This is a genomic window from Micromonospora sp. WMMA2032, from assembly GCF_002688545.1.
GTDB classification, from domain to species: Bacteria; Actinomycetota; Actinomycetes; order Mycobacteriales; family Micromonosporaceae; genus Micromonospora; species Micromonospora sediminicola.
On sequence record NZ_CP024052.1, the window covers coordinates 860289 to 879515 of the forward strand.

At 73.7% G+C, this 19227-nt stretch carries 23 protein-coding genes; 12 read left to right on the forward strand and 11 right to left on the reverse strand.

Features of this window, described 5'->3' with window-relative positions; genetic code table 11:
• Positions 1 to 67: 67 nt before the first annotated feature.
• On the reverse strand, positions 68 to 595 hold the full coding sequence (locus tag CO540_RS04020; protein ID WP_099160952.1) for a hypothetical protein: 528 nt from the start codon (positions 593 to 595) through the stop codon (positions 68 to 70).
• A gap of 240 nt (positions 596 to 835) precedes the next feature.
• A complete protein-coding gene (pdxY, locus tag CO540_RS04025) occupies positions 836 to 1687 on the reverse strand; it encodes a pyridoxal kinase PdxY (protein ID WP_099160953.1) in 852 nt (283 codons plus the stop codon).
• Positions 1688 to 1826: 139 nt separating this feature from the next.
• Between pdxY and CO540_RS04030 the strand changes: the two genes are divergently transcribed.
• Entirely contained in the window at positions 1827 to 3245 is a 1419-nt protein-coding gene (locus CO540_RS04030) for an OFA family MFS transporter (RefSeq protein WP_099160954.1), read from the forward strand.
• Entirely contained in the window at positions 3242 to 3367 is a 126-nt protein-coding gene (locus CO540_RS31125) for a hypothetical protein (RefSeq protein WP_255292581.1), read from the forward strand. Before CO540_RS04030 ends, CO540_RS31125 begins: the two co-directional genes overlap by 4 nt.
• Positions 3368 to 3409: 42 nt before the next feature.
• Here CO540_RS31125 and CO540_RS04035 read toward each other — a convergent pair whose 3' ends face one another.
• Positions 3410 to 4138, reverse strand: a complete 729-nt coding sequence (locus tag CO540_RS04035; protein WP_099160955.1) for an SDR family oxidoreductase — start codon at positions 4136 to 4138, stop codon at positions 3410 to 3412.
• A gap of 75 nt (positions 4139 to 4213) precedes the next feature.
• Here CO540_RS04035 and CO540_RS04040 point away from each other — a divergent pair, with 75 nt between their 5' ends.
• Positions 4214 to 5047, forward strand: a complete 834-nt coding sequence (locus CO540_RS04040; protein WP_099160956.1) for a patatin-like phospholipase family protein — start codon at positions 4214 to 4216, stop codon at positions 5045 to 5047.
• Positions 5048 to 5103: 56 nt separating this feature from the next.
• Here the strand turns inward: CO540_RS04040 and CO540_RS04045 are convergent, their stop codons facing one another.
• The gene (locus CO540_RS04045) at positions 5104 to 6339 is read right to left on the reverse strand and encodes an RNA polymerase sigma factor (protein WP_253866441.1); all 1236 of its coding nucleotides are present in this window, start codon (positions 6337 to 6339) and stop codon (positions 5104 to 5106) included.
• Positions 6340 to 6343: 4 nt separating this feature from the next.
• Positions 6344 to 6736, reverse strand: coding sequence for a YciI family protein (locus CO540_RS04050; protein ID WP_099160957.1), 393 nt, complete (start codon positions 6734 to 6736; stop codon positions 6344 to 6346).
• 90 nt (positions 6737 to 6826) lie between these two features.
• On the opposite strand from CO540_RS04050, the gene CO540_RS04055 reads away from it, so the two are divergent.
• A complete protein-coding gene (locus CO540_RS04055; protein ID WP_305777692.1) occupies positions 6827 to 7291 on the forward strand; it encodes a peroxiredoxin in 465 nt (154 codons plus the stop codon).
• A 65-nt stretch (positions 7292 to 7356) separates the two neighbouring features.
• Positions 7357 to 8046, forward strand: coding sequence for a hypothetical protein (locus CO540_RS04060; RefSeq protein WP_099160959.1), 690 nt, complete (start codon positions 7357 to 7359; stop codon positions 8044 to 8046).
• A gap of 76 nt (positions 8047 to 8122) precedes the next feature.
• Here CO540_RS04060 and cydB read toward each other — a convergent pair whose 3' ends face one another.
• Both cydB and CO540_RS04070 read right to left on the reverse strand, forming a co-directional pair.
• Positions 8123 to 9121, reverse strand: a complete 999-nt coding sequence (gene cydB, locus CO540_RS04065; protein WP_099160960.1) for a cytochrome d ubiquinol oxidase subunit II — start codon at positions 9119 to 9121, stop codon at positions 8123 to 8125.
• A gap of 13 nt (positions 9122 to 9134) precedes the next feature.
• Positions 9135 to 10547 carry a cytochrome ubiquinol oxidase subunit I gene (locus CO540_RS04070; protein ID WP_216642333.1) on the reverse strand — a complete coding sequence of 471 codons (1413 nt, stop codon included), beginning with the start codon at positions 10545 to 10547 and terminating at the stop codon, positions 9135 to 9137.
• Positions 10548 to 10723: 176 nt separating this feature from the next.
• Here CO540_RS04070 and CO540_RS04075 point away from each other — a divergent pair, with 176 nt between their 5' ends.
• Positions 10724 to 11494 (forward strand): 1-acyl-sn-glycerol-3-phosphate acyltransferase, encoded by a 771-nt coding sequence (locus tag CO540_RS04075; RefSeq protein ID WP_099160962.1) that lies wholly within the window; start codon positions 10724 to 10726, stop codon positions 11492 to 11494.
• Positions 11495 to 11535: 41 nt separating this feature from the next.
• The gene (locus tag CO540_RS04080) at positions 11536 to 12378 is read left to right on the forward strand and encodes an SDR family NAD(P)-dependent oxidoreductase (RefSeq protein WP_099160963.1); all 843 of its coding nucleotides are present in this window, start codon (positions 11536 to 11538) and stop codon (positions 12376 to 12378) included.
• A gap of 3 nt (positions 12379 to 12381) precedes the next feature.
• On the opposite strand, the gene CO540_RS04085 is transcribed toward CO540_RS04080, so the two are convergent.
• Entirely contained in the window at positions 12382 to 12750 is a 369-nt protein-coding gene (locus tag CO540_RS04085; RefSeq protein WP_099160964.1) for a DUF4180 domain-containing protein, read from the reverse strand.
• Positions 12743 to 13189 carry a helix-turn-helix domain-containing protein gene (locus CO540_RS04090; RefSeq protein ID WP_253866443.1) on the reverse strand — a complete coding sequence of 149 codons (447 nt, stop codon included), beginning with the start codon at positions 13187 to 13189 and terminating at the stop codon, positions 12743 to 12745. Before CO540_RS04090 ends, CO540_RS04085 begins: the two co-directional genes overlap by 8 nt.
• An 88-nt stretch (positions 13190 to 13277) precedes the next feature.
• Here CO540_RS04090 and CO540_RS04095 point away from each other — a divergent pair, with 88 nt between their 5' ends.
• The 3 genes from CO540_RS04095 to CO540_RS04105 all read left to right on the forward strand — a co-directional run bounded on the left by CO540_RS04095 (position 13278) and on the right by CO540_RS04105 (position 16241).
• A complete protein-coding gene (locus CO540_RS04095; RefSeq protein ID WP_099160965.1) occupies positions 13278 to 14045 on the forward strand; it encodes a glycerophosphodiester phosphodiesterase family protein in 768 nt (255 codons plus the stop codon).
• A 17-nt stretch (positions 14046 to 14062) separates the two neighbouring features.
• Positions 14063 to 15454: an MFS transporter gene (locus CO540_RS04100; protein WP_099160966.1), complete on the forward strand. Its 1392-nt coding sequence runs from the start codon at positions 14063 to 14065 to the stop codon at positions 15452 to 15454.
• A gap of 67 nt (positions 15455 to 15521) precedes the next feature.
• Positions 15522 to 16241, forward strand: coding sequence for a thymidine kinase (locus CO540_RS04105; protein WP_099160967.1), 720 nt, complete (start codon positions 15522 to 15524; stop codon positions 16239 to 16241).
• Here the strand turns inward: CO540_RS04105 and CO540_RS04110 are convergent, their stop codons facing one another.
• Positions 16242 to 16700, reverse strand: coding sequence for a hypothetical protein (locus tag CO540_RS04110; RefSeq protein ID WP_099160968.1), 459 nt, complete (start codon positions 16698 to 16700; stop codon positions 16242 to 16244).
• Between the two features lie 111 nt (positions 16701 to 16811).
• Between CO540_RS04110 and CO540_RS04115 the strand changes: the two genes are divergently transcribed.
• Entirely contained in the window at positions 16812 to 17975 is a 1164-nt protein-coding gene (locus tag CO540_RS04115) for a PQQ-binding-like beta-propeller repeat protein (RefSeq protein ID WP_099160969.1), read from the forward strand.
• A 25-nt stretch (positions 17976 to 18000) separates the two neighbouring features.
• Positions 18001 to 18366 (forward strand): VOC family protein, encoded by a 366-nt coding sequence (locus CO540_RS04120; protein ID WP_099160970.1) that lies wholly within the window; start codon positions 18001 to 18003, stop codon positions 18364 to 18366.
• A 4-nt stretch (positions 18367 to 18370) separates the two neighbouring features.
• Here the strand turns inward: CO540_RS04120 and CO540_RS04125 are convergent, their stop codons facing one another.
• Positions 18371 to 19216 carry an LLM class flavin-dependent oxidoreductase gene (locus tag CO540_RS04125; protein ID WP_099160971.1) on the reverse strand — a complete coding sequence of 282 codons (846 nt, stop codon included), beginning with the start codon at positions 19214 to 19216 and terminating at the stop codon, positions 18371 to 18373.
• Positions 19217 to 19227 lie beyond the last annotated feature (11 nt).

Here is a 19227-nt window from a genome sequence, read left to right on the forward strand (position 1 = left end):
CTCGCGCGGGTCGCCGCCCGGTCGCGTCAGGCATGTTTGCGCGGCCGGGCGGCGGTGTCGGTCGCGGTCAGGTGATGGTCGTGGACGTGGTCGGCGAGTAGGAGTAGCAGAGCCAGCCGGCTTCGGTGATGGTGAAGCTGCCCCAGGTGACGGTGGCGTTGGCCCAGCCGCGGGTCAGGTTCAGGGTGCGGGCGCTGGCGGCCCAGGACAGGCCGAGGCCGGAGTAGTAGCCGTCGTACTCGTCGTAGTTCTGGGTGGAGTGGCCGCCGTTGTCGCTGATGTCGACGTGCCAGTGGATGTCCCATGGGCCGCCCGAGGCCTGGACGAGGGTCATGCCCGTCGTCAGTGTCGCCCGGCCGCCGCCTCTGGGGTCGAGGCCGACCCATGAGCTGCCGCACTCGCCGGTTGCCGCGCCGTAGCTGTTGGCGGACATCGAGCTGCCCGGCTTGAGGACACCGTGCTCGGGCACGTAGCGCCCTTCGGTCGCTGCCGTTGCCTTGTCGGCCGGCACCGACGCCTGGGAGCCGTCGGGCAGCGTCACGACCCGGTAGCCGTGCGCCTCGGCGACCTTCGCGTCGAAGCCCACCAGGCCCATGCCGAGACGGTCGGTCTTGGCGACGGCGCCGGGTGGTGCGGCTGCCGCGGCAGCCGGGGTCGTGAGGGCCGGGACACCTGCCGTGGCGAGTGCGAGAGCGAGCAGCGCTGATGCGGACAGTCGGGTGCGTCGTCTGTTCCTGGTGGTCATTCCTTCTCCCCGTGTGAGTGACGTCCCCCGAGCCTATTCGAGAGGCATCAATATTTATAGAGAAGGATGGGTCTGTTTCGAGTTAGCTGGTCAGCGCAGTCGGCGGGCGGTGAAGCGGGTGGGTGGGTCGGCGATGGCGTCCTGGGCGGCGACGAGTTGCAGTTCGCGGGTGCCGGCGGCGAGGGTGGCCTCGAGTATCGCGAAGATCGAGTTGGTGGTGCGTTCGAGCGCGGTCTGGGGTGAGCCGGTGGTGGCGAGGTGGGCCAGGTAGAGGGCCGCGGTGACGTCGCCGCCGCCGTTGGGGCTGATCGGCAGCAGCGGGGTGGTGACCGCCCACGCGCCGGTGTCGGAGACGGCGACGACGTCGAGGTGGTCGGCGGGCAGGTCGCCGTGCAGGACGCTGGTGACCAGGACGTGGCGGGGGCCGGTGGCGCGGACGGTGTCGACGGCGGCGAGCAGGTCGTCGAGGGTGTCGGTGGCGCGGCCGGCGAGGAACTCCAGCTCGAACTGGTTGGGGGTGACGATGTCGGCGCGGGGGACGACGGTGTCGCGGAGGTATTCGGGGATGCCGGGGCGGACGAACATGCCGCGGCCCACGTCGCCCATGACCGGGTCGCAGCAGTAGAGGGCGTCGGGGTTGGCGGCCTTGACCTGGGCGACCGCGTCGAGGATGACCGCGCCGACGGCCGGGTCGCCCTGGTAGCCGGAGAGCACGGCGTCGGCGGTGCCGAGGACGCCGCGGTCGGCGATGCCGGCGATGACGTCGGCGACGTCGGTGGGGGCGAGCAGGGGGCCGCGCCAGGCGCCGTAGCCGGTGTGGTTGGAGAAGTGCACGGTCAGTACCGGCCAGACCTCGTGGCGGAGGCGTTGCAGTGGGAACACGGCGGCGGAGTTGCCGACGTGGCCGTAGGCGACCGACGACTGGATGGACAGGATCTTCACCCGCTCATCGTCGCATCCGGCGCCGGTGGTGACCGTTCGGCTCAGGGTTTCGACCGTCGGGCGCGGGGCGGGTTTGGGCGCAGCGTGCGGCGGGGGCATGAAGCGAGGTGTTCTCGTCATCCGGACGGAGGAAGCACTGATGCTTTCCGCACTCGATCGTCGGCACACCGTCGCGCCACCGGGTTACAGCCGTTGGCTGATCCCCCCGGCGGCGTTGGCGATCCATCTCTGCATCGGGCAGGTCTACGCGACCAGCGTGTACAAGAACTCTCTGATCGCGCACTTCGACACCGGGCAGACGGCGATCGGGGTGATCTTCAGCATCGCGATCGTGATGTTGGGGTTGTCGGCCGCGGTGGCCGGTACGTGGGTGGAGGCGAACGGGCCGCGTAAGGCGATGTTCGTCTCGGCGTGTTTCTGGGCGGCCGGGTTCCTGGTGGGCGCGTTGGGGATCGCGACGTCGCAGCTGTGGCTGCTGTACCTGGGGTACGGGGTGCTGGGCGGGATCGGTCTGGGGATCGGCTACATCTCCCCCGTCTCCACGTTGATCAAGTGGTTCCCGGACCGGCCGGGTCTGGCGACCGGTCTGGCGATCATGGGGTTCGGTGGTGGGGCGATGGTGGCCTCTCCCCTGTCCCGGCAGCTGCTGTCGTTCTTCGACTCCGGGTACGACCCGTCGAACAGCGGTTCGACGGCGTCGGGGTCGGCGTTGGTGTGGTTGTTCGTCACCCTCGGCGTCGGCTACTTCGTGATCATGATGTTCGGGGTGTTCAACGTGCGGGTACCGGCGCCGGACTGGCGTCCGGCCGGCTTCGACCCGGCCAGGGTGGCGGCGAAGCCACTGGTGACCACCGCGAACGTGTCGGCGGCGAACGCGGTGAAGACCCGTTCGTTCTGGCTGCTGTGGGTGGTGCTGTTCTGCAACGTGACCGCCGGGATCGGCATCCTGGAGCAGGCCAGCCCGATGATCCAGGACTTCTTCCGCGAGGGTGGCACGTCGGCGGTGTCGGTGGCGGCGGCCGGCGGGTTCGTGGGGCTGCTGTCGTTGTTCAACATGGCCGGCCGGTTCGTCTGGTCCTCGACCTCGGACGTGATCGGCCGCAAGCCGATCTACATGGTGTACCTGGGTGTGGGCATGGTGCTGTACCTGCTGCTGGCGCTGGTGGGGCAGAGCGCGACGGCGTTGTTCGTGCTGCTGGCGTGCGTGATCCTGTCGTTCTACGGCGGTGGGTTCGCCACCGTGCCGGCGTACCTGCGGGACCTGTTCGGCACGTTCGAGGTGGGCGCGATCCACGGTCGGCTGCTGACCGCGTGGTCGGCGGCGGGGGTGGCGGGTCCGCTGATCGTCAACGCGTTCCTCGACGCGCAGGGCGAGCCGGGCACGTTGACCGCGGCGGCGTACCGGCCGGCGCTGTTCACGATGGTCGGGGTGCTGGCGGTGGGGTTGGTGGCGAACCTGCTGATCCGGCCGGTGCCGCAGCGGTTCCACGAGCCGGCGTCGGGCCGGGAGGAGAGGGCGGACGAGCGGCCGGTGGCGGCGGAGAGGAGCGGGTCGTGAACGAGCGGGTCGGTGGCGGGCAGCGGGTCCGCCTGGTGGTGTCGTGGCTGGTGGTGTCGGTGCTGTTGGGTTACGGCGTGGTGCAGACGCTGATCACGGCGGCGAAGCTGTTCACGCAGTGAGGGTCGGCGGCGGCCCGGGTCTCCCCCGGGCCGCCGCGCCGCTCAGAGGCCGCCGGCCACGCGCAGGACGGCGCCGGTGGTGTACGAGGCGTCGGGGCCGAGCAGGTGGGCGATGGCGCCGGCGACCTCGTCGGGTTCCCCGGCGCGGCCCAGCGGAATCCGGCCGGCGGCGGTGTCGGGTCGGTCCGGCACGCCGGAGCGGGCGTGGATGTCGGTGCGGATGATGCCGGGCGCGACCGCGTTGACCCGGATGCCCCGCGGGGCGAGTTCCTTGGCCAGCCCGACGGTGAGGGTGTCGGTGGCGGCCTTCACGGCGGCGTAGTGGATGTACTCGCCGGGGCTGCCGAGGGTGGCGGCGGCGGAGGAGACGTTGACGATCGCGCCGCCGGCGCTCATCCGGCGGGCCGCCTGCTGGGCGCACAGGACGTACCCGATGAGGTTGACGTCGACGACCTCGCGCAGGTCCTCGGCGCGCAGGTCGGTGAACGGGCCGATCGGGCTGGTGACGCCGGCGTTGTTGACCAGGCCGGTGAGCAGGCCGAGCTGGTCGGCGGCGGCGAACAGCCGACTCACCTGCTCGGGGTCGCAGGTGTCGGCGGCGACGGTGACGGCGCGGCGTCCGGCCGCGCGCACGTCGGCCGCCACGGCCGCGGCGGCGCTGTGGTCGGCGCGGTAGCCGAGGACCAGGTCATGGCCGTCGGCGGCGAGCCGGCGGGCGGTGGCGGCGCCGATGCCCCGGCCACCGCCGGTGATGATGGTGACGGATGTCAATGGGTTCTCCCCTGCCCCGTGGGTGGGGGCGACGTTACCGTGGGCGGGAGCGCCGCGGGCGGAGAGGACGGTCACATGGGGCGGGCGTTGGTGCTGGGCGGCGGCGGGGTGACCGGGGTGGCCTGGGAGTTGGGGCTGCTGGCCGGGTTGGCCGAGCGGGGTCTGGCGCTGGACGAGGCGGACCTGGTGGTGGGCACGTCGGCCGGTTCGGTGGTCGGGGCGCAGGTGTGCTCGCGGGTGCCGCTCGCCGAGCTGTACGCGGCGCAGCTGCGGCCGCCGCGCGACGAGGTGCCGGCGCGGCTCGGGCTGGGCGTGCTGGCGCGGTGGGCGTGGGCCGGCGCGCGGGGTCGGGACGCGGCGCGGGCCCGGGCGCGGGTGGGTGCGTTGGCGTTGGCGGCGCGTACCCCGTCGGAGGAGTCGCGGCGGGCGGTGATCGCGGCGCGGTTGCCGTCGTCGGAGTGGCCGGCGGCGCGGCTGCTGGTCACCGCGGTGGAGGCGGCGTCGGGTGAGTTCGTGGTGTTCGACGCGGACAGCGGGGTGCCGCTGGTGGACGCGGTCGGCGCGAGTTGCGCGGTGCCGGGGGTGTGGCCGCCGGTGACCGTCGGTGGCCGGCGTTACGTCGACGGCGGTGTCCGTTCGCCGGTGAACGCGGATCTGGCGGCCGGGTGCGGGCAGGTGGTGGTGCTGGCGCCGACGACTGCCGCGGTGGGGCCGATGCCGCGGTTGGCGGCGCAGGTGGTGGCGTTGCGCAAGGCGGGGGCGCGGGTGGCGGTGGTGTCGCCGGACCGGGCGGCGCGCACGGCGATCGGTCGTAACGTGCTGGACCCGGCGCGGCGGGCGGCGTCGGCGCGGGCCGGGTTCGCGCAGGCCGAGGCGGTGGCGCACGAGGTGGGCGCGGTGTGGCGCTGACCGGGGGCACCGAGCACGACGCGGCCTGACCGGCCGCGCCGCTGCCACCGGCGGTGTCAGGAGGCACCGGTCAGGCGGGCCAGGCGTCGGTTGAGGTAGCGCTGTTCGGGCAGGCTTCCGGACAGCCGCGCCGCCAACCGGTAGTGGTCGGCTGCGGCCCGCGGATCGCCGTCGAGTTCCAGCAGGTGGGCGCGGACGGCGTGCAGCCGGTGGTGGCCGCGCATCGCCGGGTCGGCCAGCAGCGGTTCGAGCAGCGCCAGCCCGAGGCCGGGGCCGTGCGCCATGGCCACGGCGACGGCCTGGTTGAGCGTGACGAACGGGCTGGGAGCGACCCGGCTCAGCATGTCGTAGAGGACGCTGATCTGCCGCCAGTCGGTGTCCGGGAAGGCCGGCGCCTCGGCGTGGACGGCCGCGATGGCCGCCTGGAGTTGGAAGCGGCCCACCGGGCCGTGGGGCAGGGCCCGACCGAGCAGCGTGACGCCCTCGTCGATGAGGTCGTGGCGCCAGCGGGAGCGGTCCTGGTCGGCCAGCGGCACGAGGTCCCCGGCGGCGTCGGTGCGGGCGGGCGACCGGGCGTGGGTGAGCAGCATCAGCGCCAGCGCGCCGGTGACCTCGTGGTGGTCGGGCAGCGCGGCGTGGACCTGCCGGGTGAGCCGGATCGCCTCCTCGGCGAGTTCCACGTCGACGAGTTGGTCGCCGGAGGTGCGGGTGTAGCCCTCGCTGAACACCAGGTGGCACACGTCCAGCACGGCGGCCACCCGGTCGGGCAGCGCGTGCGGCGGCGGCATGGTGAACCGGGCGCCCGCATCGCGCAGCGTCGCGCGGGCCCGGCTCAGCCGCTGGGTCATGGTCCGGGCCGGCACCAGGTAGGCGGCGGCGATCTGCTCCACGCGCAGCCCCGCCACCGCGCGCAGGGTCAGCGCGACCTGGGAAGGGCGGCTCAGCGCCGGGTGGCAGCAGAGGAACAGCAGCCGCAGCGTGTCGTCCGTGTCGGTGACGGGTGTGTCGTCGACCGCCGGCACGACACCGGCGTCGGGCTGCCGGGCCGCGTCGAGCCGTTCGCGGCGGGTGCGGGCCGTCTCGGCGCGCACCCGGTCGATCAGCCGTCGCGAGGCGACCCGGATGAGCCAGGCGCGGGGTTCGTCGGGGACACCGGTGAGCGGCCACCGGGCGGCTGCTGCCTCCGCCGCGTCCTGCAGGGCGTCCTCGCAGGCGTCGGGGTGCCCGTGGTGGCGCAGCAGCGCGGCGCGGACGTGCGGCGCCTCCCGGCGCCACACGTCCGCGAGCGCCACGACGTCACTGATCGGAGCCGCCCGGCCACATCGAGGGCCGCAGCTCGACGGTCTCCCCCGGGCCGGCGAACGTCGTGGCGACGGCCTCGGCGCGGGCCTGGTCCTCGACGTCGATGAGGAAGAAACCGGCGAGGTGTTCCTTGGCCTCGGAGTACGGGCCGTCGGTCGCCAGGGGTGCGCCGTCGCGCCACCGGTAGAGCCGGGCGGTGCGGGGGTCGGCGAGCGCCTCACCGACGACCAGCTCACCGTTGGCGTGCAGCTCGGTCATCACCTGCTCGAAGTCGGCGTTGAGCCGGTCGCGTACCTCGGCGGGCAGCTCCTGATGGGCGGCGAGGTAGTCGGAGGTGGGGTGGCCCCACGGCTCCGGGTTGGAATGGATCATGATCACGTACTTCACTGTTTGTCCTCCGCGTCGTGCGGCGGTGTCTCCCCGCCGCTCGCCCGGTACGACGGAGCGGGATCGCCGATGTCTACATATCCTCGCGTCATGAGTGACGCGGTGGGTGTCGGTGACCTGGTCGAGGATTTCACGCTGCCGGACGAGACGGGCACGCCACGGCGCCTGTCGGAGTTCCTGGCGGCCGGTCCGGTGGTGCTGTTCTTCTACCCGGCGGCGATGACGCGGGGCTGCACGGCGGAGAGCTGCCACTTCCGGGACCTGGCGGCGGAGTTCGCGGCGGTGGGCGCGTCCCGGGTCGGGATCAGCCGGGATCCGGTGGCGAAGCAGGCGGAGTTCTCCCGCCGGCACGGGTTCGACTATCCGCTGCTGTCGGACGTCGACGGCGAGGTGGCGCGGGCGTTCGGGGTGCGGCGGCGGTTGCCGCTGGGCGCGCTGAGCACCCGGCGGATGACGTTCGTCATCGGCGCCGACCGGCGGGTGCTGGCCGTGGTGCACAGCGAGCTGAGCATGAACGAGCACGCCGACGCGGCGCTGCGGGCCCTCGGGGGCTGATCATCGCGGTGTCGCAGCCGGCTGGTATCAAGGCTGCGTCAAACAGGTGTACGGAAGAGGGCGTGATGGCGGGTCAGGGTTTGTCCACTGACGAGGTTCAGGGAATCCGGGAGGCCCTTGCGGCGGGCCGCAAGCCCCGGGTGGTGTTCACCGAGGCGGCCGGGCAGATGGCCGGGCAGCTCGGGCAGGTGGTGGCTCTGACCGACCCGGCGGAGTCGGAGGAGTTCGTGGTGGTGCGGTTCGGCCGCGACGAGCTGCCCTTCTCCCCCGCCGACGTGGCGATCGCCCCCAAGGGCGCCGGGCGGCGTCCGGCGGCCGAGGCGAAGCCGGAACCGGAGCAGGCGCCGGCCGCCCCGCCGGAGCCGGAGTTCGTGCTGGACACCCCGCGGGTTCCGGCGCCTCGGCGGGAGGAGCCGAAGGCGGAGCAGCCGACAGCGGAGCCGAAGCCGGCGAAGCGGGCGGTGAAGGCCGCGAAACCGAAGACTCCGCCGGGGCTGACGGTGACGCTTGCCTACGCCGAGGGTGAGTGGACGGTCGCCGCGCAGCAGGGCGCGAAGGCGCTGGCCCGGCCGTACGTGGTGAAGCCGGCCGAGGCGCTGCGGATGGTGGCGCTGGTCGACGTGCCGGGGGTGCAGGAGGCCGTGGAGCAGATCCTGGCCGCGGAGCGGGCCGAGGCGGAGCAGCAGGCGGAGAAGCTGCGTGCCGAGCTGGCCGAGATCGAGGCGCGGCTGGCGGAGCTGCGCGAGGCCCGCTGAGCGGGTCCGGACGCCCCGCGGGGCCGGTGCGACCCCCTCGCACCGGCCCCGCGTCACCCCTGCGCCCGCAGGTCCATCAGTGTTGCGGAATGTTCTGTACCCCGATCCGGCGGCGGAACACCCAGTACGTCCAACCCTGGTAGGCCAGGACGATCGGCGTGAACACCACCGCCACCCAGGTCATGATCTTCAGGGTGTACGGGGTGGACGCGGCGTTGCTGGCGGTGAGCGTGCCGGCCGCGTCGAGGGTGGAGGGCAGCACGTTGGGAAACAGCGCGGCGAACAGCGTCGCCACGGCCAGGGCGATGGCCACGGCGGTGCCGGTGAACGCCCAGCCCTCCCGGCGTACCCGGGCGGCGGCCAGGCCGCCGAGCAGCGCGAGGGCGGCGCCGGCGGCGAGCACGACGGCGGCGGCGCTGGAGCGGATGGTCAGCGACCAGCTCAGGAACGCCACGGCGGCCACGGCGGTGCCGGCGCCGAGCTTGACCGCGAGGGCGCCGGCGCGCTGGCGGATGTCGCCGGTGGTCTTCAGCGCGAGGAACACCGCGCCGTGGGTGAGGAACAGCCCCAGCGTGGTCAGGCCGCCGAGCAGCGCGTACGGGTGCAGCAGGTCGAGCAGGCCGCCGACGTACTCGTGGTCGGCGTCCAGCGGCACGCCGCGGAAGATGTTCGCGAACGCCACCCCCCACAGCACGGCCGGCACGGCCGAGCCCCAGAAGATGGCCTGGTCCCAGCGGCGCTTCCAGGACGCCTCGGGCCGCTTGTGCCGGTACTCGAACGCCACGCCGCGGGCGATCAGGGCCAGCAGGATGAGCAGCAGCGGCAGGTAGAAGCCGGAGAAGAGGGTGGCGTACCACTCGGGGAACGCGGCGAACATGGCGCCGCCGGCGGTGATCAGCCACACCTCGTTGCCGTCCCACACCGGGCCGATGGTGTTGATCAGGACGCGGCGTTGCCGGTCGTCGCGGCCGAGCACGGGCAGCAGCATCCCGACGCCGAAGTCGAAGCCTTCGAGGATGAAGTAGCCGGTGAAGAGCACGGCCACGAGGAGAAACCAGACGGTCGTCAGTTCCACTGTGGGCTCCGGGTCAGTAGGCGAACGCGAGCGGGCGCTCGGCGTCGTCGGTGTCGTCGTCGGTGGGTTCCGGGGTGAGGTCCGGTACGCCGGCGCGGGCGTAGCGGACCAGCAGCTTGAACTCGATCACCGCGAGGGTGGCGTAGATGAGGGTGAAGGCGGTGAAGGAGGTGAGGACCTCGGTCAGGGAGACGCTGCGGGACACGCCGTCGCGGGTGAGCATCTCGCCGAAGACGATCCACGGCTGGCGGCCCATCTCGGTGAAGATCCAGCCGAAGGAGTTGGCCAGCAGCGGCAGCACCGGCATGACCAGGCCGGCGCGCAGCAGCCAGCGGCTGGTGGGGGTGCGGCCCTTGCGCTGGCTCCAGAGCACCAGCAGCGCGATCGCGGCGGCGGCCAGCCCGAAGCCGATCATGAAGCGGAAGCTCCAGTAGGTGACCGGGATGATCGGGGCGTAGTTGCCGGGGCCGTACTGGCTGGCGTACTGGGCCTGCAGGTCGTTGATGCCCTGCACGGTGCCGTGGGGGTCGCCGGTGCCGAGGAACGACAGCAGGTAGGGGATCTTGAGGGCGAACACCTCGCGGCTGCCGTCGAGGCTGCCGACGGTGAGCACGGAGAACGAGGCGGGGCTCTCGGTGGTGTAGAGGCCCTCGGCGGCAGCCATCTTCATCGGCTGCACCTCGGTCATGATCTTGCCCTGGATGTCGCCGGTGAGGACCACCAGCGCGGAGGAGACCAGGACCACCCAGGAGCCGAATTTCGTGGCGAAGCGGTAGGCGCCGGTGTCGGCGCTGCCGGAGTTGCGCATCACGTGCCACAGCCCGACGGTGACCACGAGGGACCCGGCGACCAGGAACGACCCGGCGAGGGTGTGCGGGAAGGTGACCAGGGCGACCTTGTTGGTGAGCACGGCGACGAAGTCGGTCAGCTCGGCCCGGCCGCTGTCGGGGTTGATCCGGAAGCCGACCGGGTTCTGCATGAACGAGTTCGCGGCGAGGATGAAGTACGCCGACAGGTTGGTGCCGATCGCGGCGGCCCAGATCGCGGCGAGGTGCAGCCGCTTGGGCAGCCGGTCCCAGCCGAAGATCCACAGGCCGATGAAGGTCGACTCCAGGAAGAACGCCACCAGGGCCTCGATGGCCAGGGGCGCGCCGAAGATGTCGCCGACGAAGCGGGAGTAGTCGCTCCAGTTCATGCCGAACTGGAACTCCTGCACGATGCCGGTGACCACGCCCATGGCGAAGTTGATCAGGAACAGCTTGCCGTAGAACTTGGTGAGCTTGAGGTACCGCTCGTTGCCGGTGCGGTGCCACATCGTCTGCAGGACGGCGACGAGCACGGACAGGCCGATGGTCAGCGGCACGAACAAGAAGTGGTAGACGGTGGTGACACCGAACTGCCAGCGGGCGACGTCCAACGCGTCCACCTGAAACCCCCAGCTGTGCATACTACGAGACGTAGTAAATACTACTCGGCGTCGTAGAGAAAGCGGCAGGGCCGCACGGCCCGAACGGTCCCGGGACCAATGACCCTGATCACCTCGGCCGGGTGGCCCGTGCCGGGGCGCACGGTCACCCCCGCACGTGCGACCATCCAGCACTGATGAACAGCACCCCCTGGCGCGCGCCGCTGCTGTGGCGCGGCGCGCAGACGCTCGCCCGCGCCGCCGTCGGGCTGGTCGGCCGGCTGGAGGTCACCGGCGACGTGCCGGAGACGCTGCGGCACGGGCCGCTGATCCTGGCGGCCAACCACATCAGTCCGTTCGACCCGGTGGTCCTCGCCGCCGCGTGCCGGGTCCGGCGGGTCGCCCCCCGGATCATGGCCACCGCCGGGCTGTTCCGGGCCCCGCTGATCGGGTCGCTGATGCGCCGCGCCGGGCACATCCGCGTCGACCGGGGCACCGCCGCGGTGCACCGGTCGCTGGAGGTCGCCGCCCACGCGGTGGCCGGCGGCTCCGTGGTGCTGGTCTACCCGGAGGGACGCATCGGCCTCGACCCCGGCATGTGGCCCGAGCGGGGCAAGACCGGCGCGGCGCGGCTCGCGTTCGCCAGCGGCGCCGCCGTCGTCCCGGTCGCCCAGTGGGGCTCGCACGAGGTGCTGCCCTACCGGGCGCCGAAGGGGATGCTGCGCGGCCTGGCCCGGGCGGTGGCCCGGCGGCCCGTGATCCGGGTGCACTTCGGCGCGCCGGTGACGCTGCGCGACCTGCACCCCGCCACGCCCGGCGCGGCCCGCCGCGCCACCGACCGGATCATCGACGCGATCACCGAGGACCTGGTCGCGCTGCGCCCGCAGGAACCCGACCGGCCGCGACACGTCGACCCGGGCCGCCCGGTGGACCCCAGCCGCGCGCACCGCCGCCCCCGGACCGGCTGAAACCCACCCCGGCGCCCCGGCGAGGTGAGACCGTGGCAGGCGTGAGCGCACCCGTCGTGCTGATCACCGGTACGTCCACCGGCATCGGCCTGGAGACCGCCGTGGGCGCCGCCCGCGCCGGCTGGCGCACCGTGGCCACCCTGCGCGACCCCGACCGCGCCGGCCGGCTGCGCGCCGCCGCCGACGCCGCCGGGGTCGGCGACCTGCTGGAGGTACGCCGGCTCGACGTGGTCGACCAGGCCTCGGTCGCCGCCTGCGTCGCCGACGTGGTGGCCCGCCACGGCCGGCTCGACGCGGTGGTCAACAACGCCGGCGCCGGACACGTCGGCACCCTGGAACAGGAGACCGTCGACGACGTGCGGGCGGTGTTCGAGGTCAACTTCTTCGGCGTCCTGCACGTCACCCGCGCCGCGCTGCCGCACCTGCGCGCCGCGCGCGGGCGGCTTGTCACCGTCACCAGCGTCGGCGGCGTGGTCGGCCAACCGTTCAACGAGGCGTACTGCGCGGCCAAGTTCGCCGTCGAGGGGTTCATGGAATCCCTCACGCCGGTGGCGGCCACCGTCGGGGTGAGCGTCAGCGTGGTCGAGCCGGGCGCGGTGGCCAGCGAGTTCGTCGCCAACGTCGGGATCGACCGGGACGCGGCGGTGACCGACGCCGGACCGTACGGGCCGGCCCTGCGGGCGTACCTCGATCGCAGCGCCGCCGCGTTCGCGGCCGCGCAGTCGCCGGCCGAGGCCGCCGCGGCGGTGGTGGCGACGCTGACCGACCCGGAGCCTGCGCCCCGGGTGCAGACCTCGGCCGCAGCCCGCCAGTTCGTCGCGGTCAAACTGGCCGACACCGACGGTCTCGGGGTGACCGCGCTGACCGCCGGCTGGCTGCGGTAGCGGTCAGCCGGCGGCGCGCAGCCGCTCGTCGAGCGCGTCCAGGTCGGGCAGGAACCACACCTGGTCGTGCCGGTTGGACTCGGCCACCAGCGCGCGCAGCGCGCCGCTTCGCGCCAGGTGGGTCGAGATGTCCCCGACCACCACCAGGCGCAGCCGGTAGTTGACGAACTTCTGCATGATCTCGCCGGCGAATCGGGTGCCCAGCGCGAAGAAGCTCGGATCGAGCCGGGCCGCGGGCACCGCCACCACCGTGGCGCCGAGGAACGCCGCGCCGATCAGGTCCAGCGCGTCGCGCTCGGTGGCGATCGGCCGGCCGTCCGGGTCGGCGACCAGCACGGTCGCGCCGCCGAGGTCACGCAACTCGTCAGCCACGGTCGGCCCCCTCGCCGGCGAGCAGGCCGTTGTCGCCGCCCAGCACCGCGTCGACCAGCCGCAGCAGGTCGGCGGTGGCGGCCACGTCGCCCAGGATCACGATCTTCATGCGGTGGCGCTCCTCGTCGTGGACCGTCTGCACGCGCAGCGGGCGGTCCGGGTCGTGGTGGGTGTTCACGCCGGCGAGCACCAGCGTGGCGAGTCGGTCGGCGGCGGCCCGGTCGACGCCGTCGAGCTGCACGATGCTCGACACCTCCGCCGCCGGCGCCGGCGACGCCGGGCGGCCGGTCAGCGCGTCCAGGTCGGCGCGGGCGATCCGGTACTGCTTGCCGATGCGCACCGCCCGCAGCCGCCCGGCCCGGATGTAGCCGCGCACCGTGCGTACGTGCAGCCCGAGCAGCTCCGCTACCTGCTCCACCGAGTACATGTCGTTACCCATCGCACCCTATGCTAGCGGCCTGAGGGAACGATAAGTAATTTCATCGCCCGGTCACTGTGCTGCCACCTGGGCCCGGCATACTGCCCGCGTGCAGCCCCGTCACGGCTACCTCGACGCGCCCGCGCCGCTGGCCTTCGCCCACCGTGGCGGCGCGGCCGACGGCGACGAGAACACCGCCGCCGCGTTCGCCCGCGCCGTCGCCCTGGGCTACCGGTACGTGGAGACCGACGTGCACGCCACCGCCGACGGCGTGCCGGTGGTCTTCCACGACCCCACGCTGCGGCGGGTCACCGGCGAGGCGGGGCGCATCGCCGACCTGCGCTGGGCCGACCTCGCCTCGGTACGCGTCGGCGGCGCCGCCCTGGTCCCCCGCCTCGACGACGTCCTCGGCGCCTGGCCGCAGGTGCGGTTCAACGTCGACGTCAAGGCCGACGGCGGCGTCGAGCCGACCGTCGAGGCGGTCACCCGCGCCGGCGCCGCCGACCGGGTGCTGCTGGCCTCGTTCAGCGACGCCCGGCTGACCCGGCTGCGGGCCCTGGCCGGGCCGAAGGTCGCCAGCAGCCTCGGCATGCGCGGCGTGGCCCGGCTGCGGATGGCCTCGTTGCACGGGCGGCCGATGCGCCTGCCCCCGTCCGTGGTCGCCGCCCAGGTCCCGGTCTCCTACGGTGGGATCCCCGTGGTCGACCGCCGTCTGCTGGCCTACTGCCACCGGATCGGGCTGCAGGTGCACGTCTGGACGATCGATGAACCCGCCCAGATGCACCACTTACTTGATCTTGGTGTGGATGGCATCATGACCGATCACGTCGGCGTGCTCCGCGACGTCTACCGCAGCCGCGGCCACTGGGCCGCCTGAGCCCCGAGGACCACCCGATGGCCGATACGGTCACCCCCGCCGTCGCCGAGCCCGCGCGCCCGGGCAGCACCCGCCGCGAGCGCACCGGCTGGTACTTCTACGACTGGGCGAACTCCGCGTTCCAGACCACCGTCATCACGGTCTTCCTCGGGCCGTTCCTGACCACGGTCACCGAGCTGGCCGCCGGCTGCGAGCTGGGCGCGGACAGCTGCGACGGGGTGGTGCACCCGCTCGGCATCCGGGTCGCCGCCGGCTCCTACTACCCGTACCTGATCTCGCTGTCGGTCTTCCTCACCGTGTTCGTGCTGCCCGTGGTCGGCGCGATCGCCGACCGCTCCGTGCACAAGAAGCGGCTGCTCGCCGCCGCCGCGTTCACCGGCGCCGGCGCGACCATCGCCTTCGCGTTCGTCACCGGCGAGCGGTACCTGCTCGGCGGCGCGCTGTTCCTGATCGCGAACATCTCCTTCGGCGCCGCCGTGGTCGTCTACAACTCGTTCCTGCCGCAGCTCGGCGGCCCGGACGACCGCGACGGCATCTCCAGCCGCGGCTGGGCCATCGGCTACCTCGGCGGTGGGCTGCTGCTCGCGCTCAACCTGGTCGCGGTCACCATGCTCAGCGAGGAGGGCAACGCGCAGCGCACCCTCGACCTGGCCCGCTGGTCGATCGTCTCGGCCGGCGTGTGGTGGGCGGCGTTCACGCTGCTGCCGCTGCGCTGGCTGCGCGAGCACCCCACCGCCGCCGCGCTGCACGGCGGCGCCAACGTGCTCACCGACGGGTTCCGGCAGCTCGGCCGCACCCTGCGGGAGATCAAGGCGTACCCGCTGACGCTGTTCTTCCTGCTCGCGTTCCTGGTGTTCAACGACGGCATCCAGACCGTCATCACGCTGGCCAGCCAGTACGGCACCGAGGAACTCCGGCTGGAGCAGAGCACCCTGATCGTGACCATCCTGCTGGTGCAGTTCCTCGCCTTCGGCGGCGCGCTCGCCCTGGGCGCCCTCGCCCGGCGCATCGGCGCGTGGAAGACCGTGCTGCTGTCGCTGGTGCTCTGGACCGGCGTGATCATCGCGGCGTTCCGGCTGCCCGCCGAGGCGCCCGTGCCGTTCATGATCCTCGGCGGCTGCATCGGCCTGGTCCTCGGCGGCAGCCAGGCGTTGAGCCGTTCGCTGTTCAGCCAGCTCATCCCCGCCGGCAAGGAGGGCGAGTACTACGGCTTCTACGAGATCAGCGACAAGGGCACCAGCTGGCTCGGCCCGCTCGCCTTCGGCCTGGTCTTCCAGCTGACCTCGTCGTACCGGGTCGGCCTGGTGTCGCTGCTGATCTTCTTCGTGGTCGGGTTCGCGCTGCTGGCCGCCGTGCCGATGCGCCGGGCCATCATCGCGGCCGGCAACACCCCGCCCCGGGTCCTCTGACCCGGACGCCGGTCGGTGGATCATCGCCGACCGATGCAGCGGCGTCGATCGGCTAGGCTGCCCCGACGTGACCGACGACGCCGCTGCCGCCCCGACCTGCCTGGCCCGCCCCCTGCCGGGGCCCGGCGACGACCGCGCCGGCGGCTGCGCCGCCGCCCGGGGTGTGGACGGCCGCCCGCTGCACGCCGCCGCGCTGAAGTTCTTCTGGGGCCCGATGGACTGCGGCAAGTCGACGATGGCGCTGCAGATGAACCACAACCACGCCCGACAGGGCCGCCGCGGCCTGGTCACCACCCGCATCGACCGTTCGCTCGGCCCGCAGGTCACCACCCGCATCGGCCTGGCCCACGAGGCCGTCGAGGTCACCGACGACCTCGACCTGCGCGACCTGGTCCGCGACGCCTGGGCCGAAGGGGTACGGGTCGACTACCTGATCTGCGACGAGGCGTCGTTCTACAACCTGGAGCACGTCGAGCAGATGGCCGAACTGGTCGACAAGTTCGACGTCGACGTCTACGCCTTCGGCCTGGCCACCGACTTCCGCTCCTGCCTCTTCCCGGCCGCGCAGCGGCTGTTCGAACTGGCCGACGAGGTGGCCCGCATCCAGGTCGAGGTGCTCTGCTGGTGCGGGCGCGAGGGCCTGCTCAACGCCCGCGTGGTGTGCGGCGAGGTGGTCCGCGAGGGCGCGCAGGTGGTCATCGGCGACACCGTCGACACCGCCGACGTGCGCTACCAGGTGCTCTGCCGGCGGCACTACCGCTCCGGCGACCTCGGCCCGCGCGCCTGATCAGAACGGGTCCCCGCACACCCGCCAGCCCCCGTCCTCCGGCACCACCGACAGCTCCCGCTCCTCGCTGCCACCGCCGTCGCGGTTGATCCGCACCACCACCGTGCCGCGCGGCCGACCGCCCCGGGTCGCCACCGACACGTCGACGATCTCGTAGCCGCTGACCACCGGCGGCGTACGCACCCAGCTGCCGAACCCGACCTGGCTCCACCGGCCGCGCGTCTCCCGGCACAGCCGCTCGTACGCCCGGTCGGTGTCGCCGGCCGCGACGTCGCGGAAGAACCCGTCCGCCGTCTCCCGCACCGGCCCGTCGGCCTGCAGCACCACCTGGGCGTTCCACACCGCCAACCCGGCCACCCCGACCAGGCAGGTGCCCAGCCCGAGCACGGCGACCAGCACACCGGCGCGTACCGGCCGGCGACGCCGGGCCGGCCGATGCCATCCCTGCTCCCTGCCCATCACCACCGACGGTAGGCAACCGGCGACCGGCGCGCAGCCGGTTGCGCCGCTGTCGTACCGCGACGGCGGATCGTCTACCGTCGGCGCACGACCCCCCTCAAGGAGCGGTGGATGACGCGTGACGGGCGCCCGGAGACGGCCGTGATCGAACTGGACCGGCCGCCCGCGCGACCACGGCTCCGCCCGCCTCGCCGCCGCCCGTGGCGGACCGCGGCGACACTGGCCGGATGCCTGCTGCTGGGCGCCGCCGCCGCGCCGCCGCGCTCCGGGCCGGTCACCGGTCCCCCGCTGCCCGCCCGGGTCGCCCTGCTCGGCGCCGGCGGGCTGCTGCTCGTGGCCGATCCGCCCGCGCTGACCGCGTACGACCGCGACGGCCGGGTGCGGTGGCGGGGTACGACTCCCGTCGGCGCCTGGTCCGCGGCGGCCACCGGCGACCTGATCCTGGTCACCGGCCGCGACAGCGCGCGGCAGGTGACCGGCACCTGGGCGTACGCGGTCGGCACCGGAGAGGTGCGCTGGTACCGGCCCGATCGCGTCCGCCCCGCCGGCGACGGCGCGGTGGCGGTGACCGAGGTCCGCAGCGTCGCCGACCCGGGCCAGCGGATCCAGGGCGCGGTGCGCGGCGTCGACCTGGCCACCGGCGTCGACCGGTGGTCGGTGCCGGTGCCGTCGACGGCCGTGCTGGCCACCACGCCCGGCCGGGTCGTGGTGGTGCACGACGACGGGCTGGCCCGGGTGCACGACGTGCGCGACGGCGCCCGGCTCGGCGAGACCCGACTGCCCCCGGCCGGCTACGCCCCGGACAACCCCCTCGTCGTCGGCGACCACCTGGTGCTGCGGCACCCGGCACCGGCCGGCGCCGCCCTCAGCGGCTACGACCTGCCGGCGCTGACCCCACGCTGGCGCCGGCTGCTGCCCGCCGGGGAGACACCCTCCGCGGGCTGCGCCGCGGTGCTCTGCCTGAGCGGCGTGCGGGACCGCCGTGCGCTCGACCCGGCCACCGGTGAGCAGGTGTGGCGCTGGCCCGGGGGCGCCGACTGGCGGGCCGGCGCCGACGACGGCGACCCGTCCCGGCAGGTGCTGCTGCGCCCCGCCCGCGCCGACGGACCCACGCTCGTGGTCACCATCGGCCGCGACGGTCCCCGAGCGGGGCCGGTGCTGCCCCCGGCACCCGCGACTGTCACCCGGTGGCCGACGCGCTGGCCTGCCGGGGGCCGCACGGCCGGCTGGCGGTGTGGCCGTGGGGATCCGCCGGAGGTACCTGACAGCAGGTGACAGGTACCGGCGACACACTGCCGGCATGACGACGCACGCCGACCTCGCGATGGTCAACCTCGACAGCTCCGACCCGGCCGCCCACGCGGCCTTCTACGCCCACGCCCTCGGCTGGGAGATCACCCACAGCGAGACCGAGTACGCCATGATCACCAAGGACGGGACCTCGATCGGCTTCGGACGGGTGCCCGGATACACGCCGCCGGCCTGGCCGGACGAAACCGGCGCCAAGCGCTACCACCTCGACCTCACCGTCGACGACGCGGCGGTCGCGGAGAAGGACCTGGTGGCGGCCGGGGCGACCCGGCCGGAGTTCCAGCCCGGCGGCGAGAACTGGACCGTGCTGCTCGACCCGATCGGGCAGCCGTTCTGCCTGTGCCCCCGACGCTGACCGGTCAGCGCAGCGGGCCGCGGGCGACCGCGGCCCGCATCGCGGCCGGGTCACCGGCCGGAACGTACTCCAGCCACCAGGTGGCGCCCGCCCCCGCCAACTCCGCCAGGTAGGCCCGCTCGGCCCGCTCGTCGGCCCGGCGACGCCGGCCGCCGACCACCACGTCGAACGGCTGCCCGTCGGCCCGGGTCGCCGGCAGCGCGGCGACCAGCTCGGCGACCTCGTCCGGGGTGAAGTCGGACCAGTCGTCGGTGTCGGTCAACTTGTAGGGCACGATGCCGTCGGCCCGGGCGGCACGCCGCAGCACCGCCCCGGCCTGGGTGCTGCCGCCCACCCAGACCGGCACCCGCGGCGACTGCACCGGCGCGGGACGCAGGGCCACGCCCTCGGCCCGGTAGTGGGCGCCCCGGTGCGTGACCCGCTCGCCGCTGAGCAACCCGACCAGCAGGTCGAGGCCCTCGTCGAGCATCGCGGCGCGGGTCCGGAGGTCGGTCGGCTCGCCGAACGCGGCCAGGCCCCGGTCGCCGGGGTCGCCGACACCGACCGCGACGCCGGCCCGCCCGCCGCTGAGGTGGTCGAGGGTGAGCACCTCCCGGGCCAGCTTGGCCGGGCGGCGTCGGGGCAGCGCCGTCACCGTGGTGCCCAGCCGCACCCGCTCGGTGCGCCCGGCCACCGCCGCCAGCACCAGCCACGGGTCCCAGGTGGGTGGCTCGTCCCCGGCGTGGTGGATGAGGTAGTCCTCCAGGAACACGCCGTCCCAGCCGGACCGCTCGGCCAGCTCCCCGAGCGCCACCAGTTCCGCCACCGTCACCGCGGCGCCGCCGCAGCAGATCTCCAACCCGTGTCGCACGCCGGCACCCT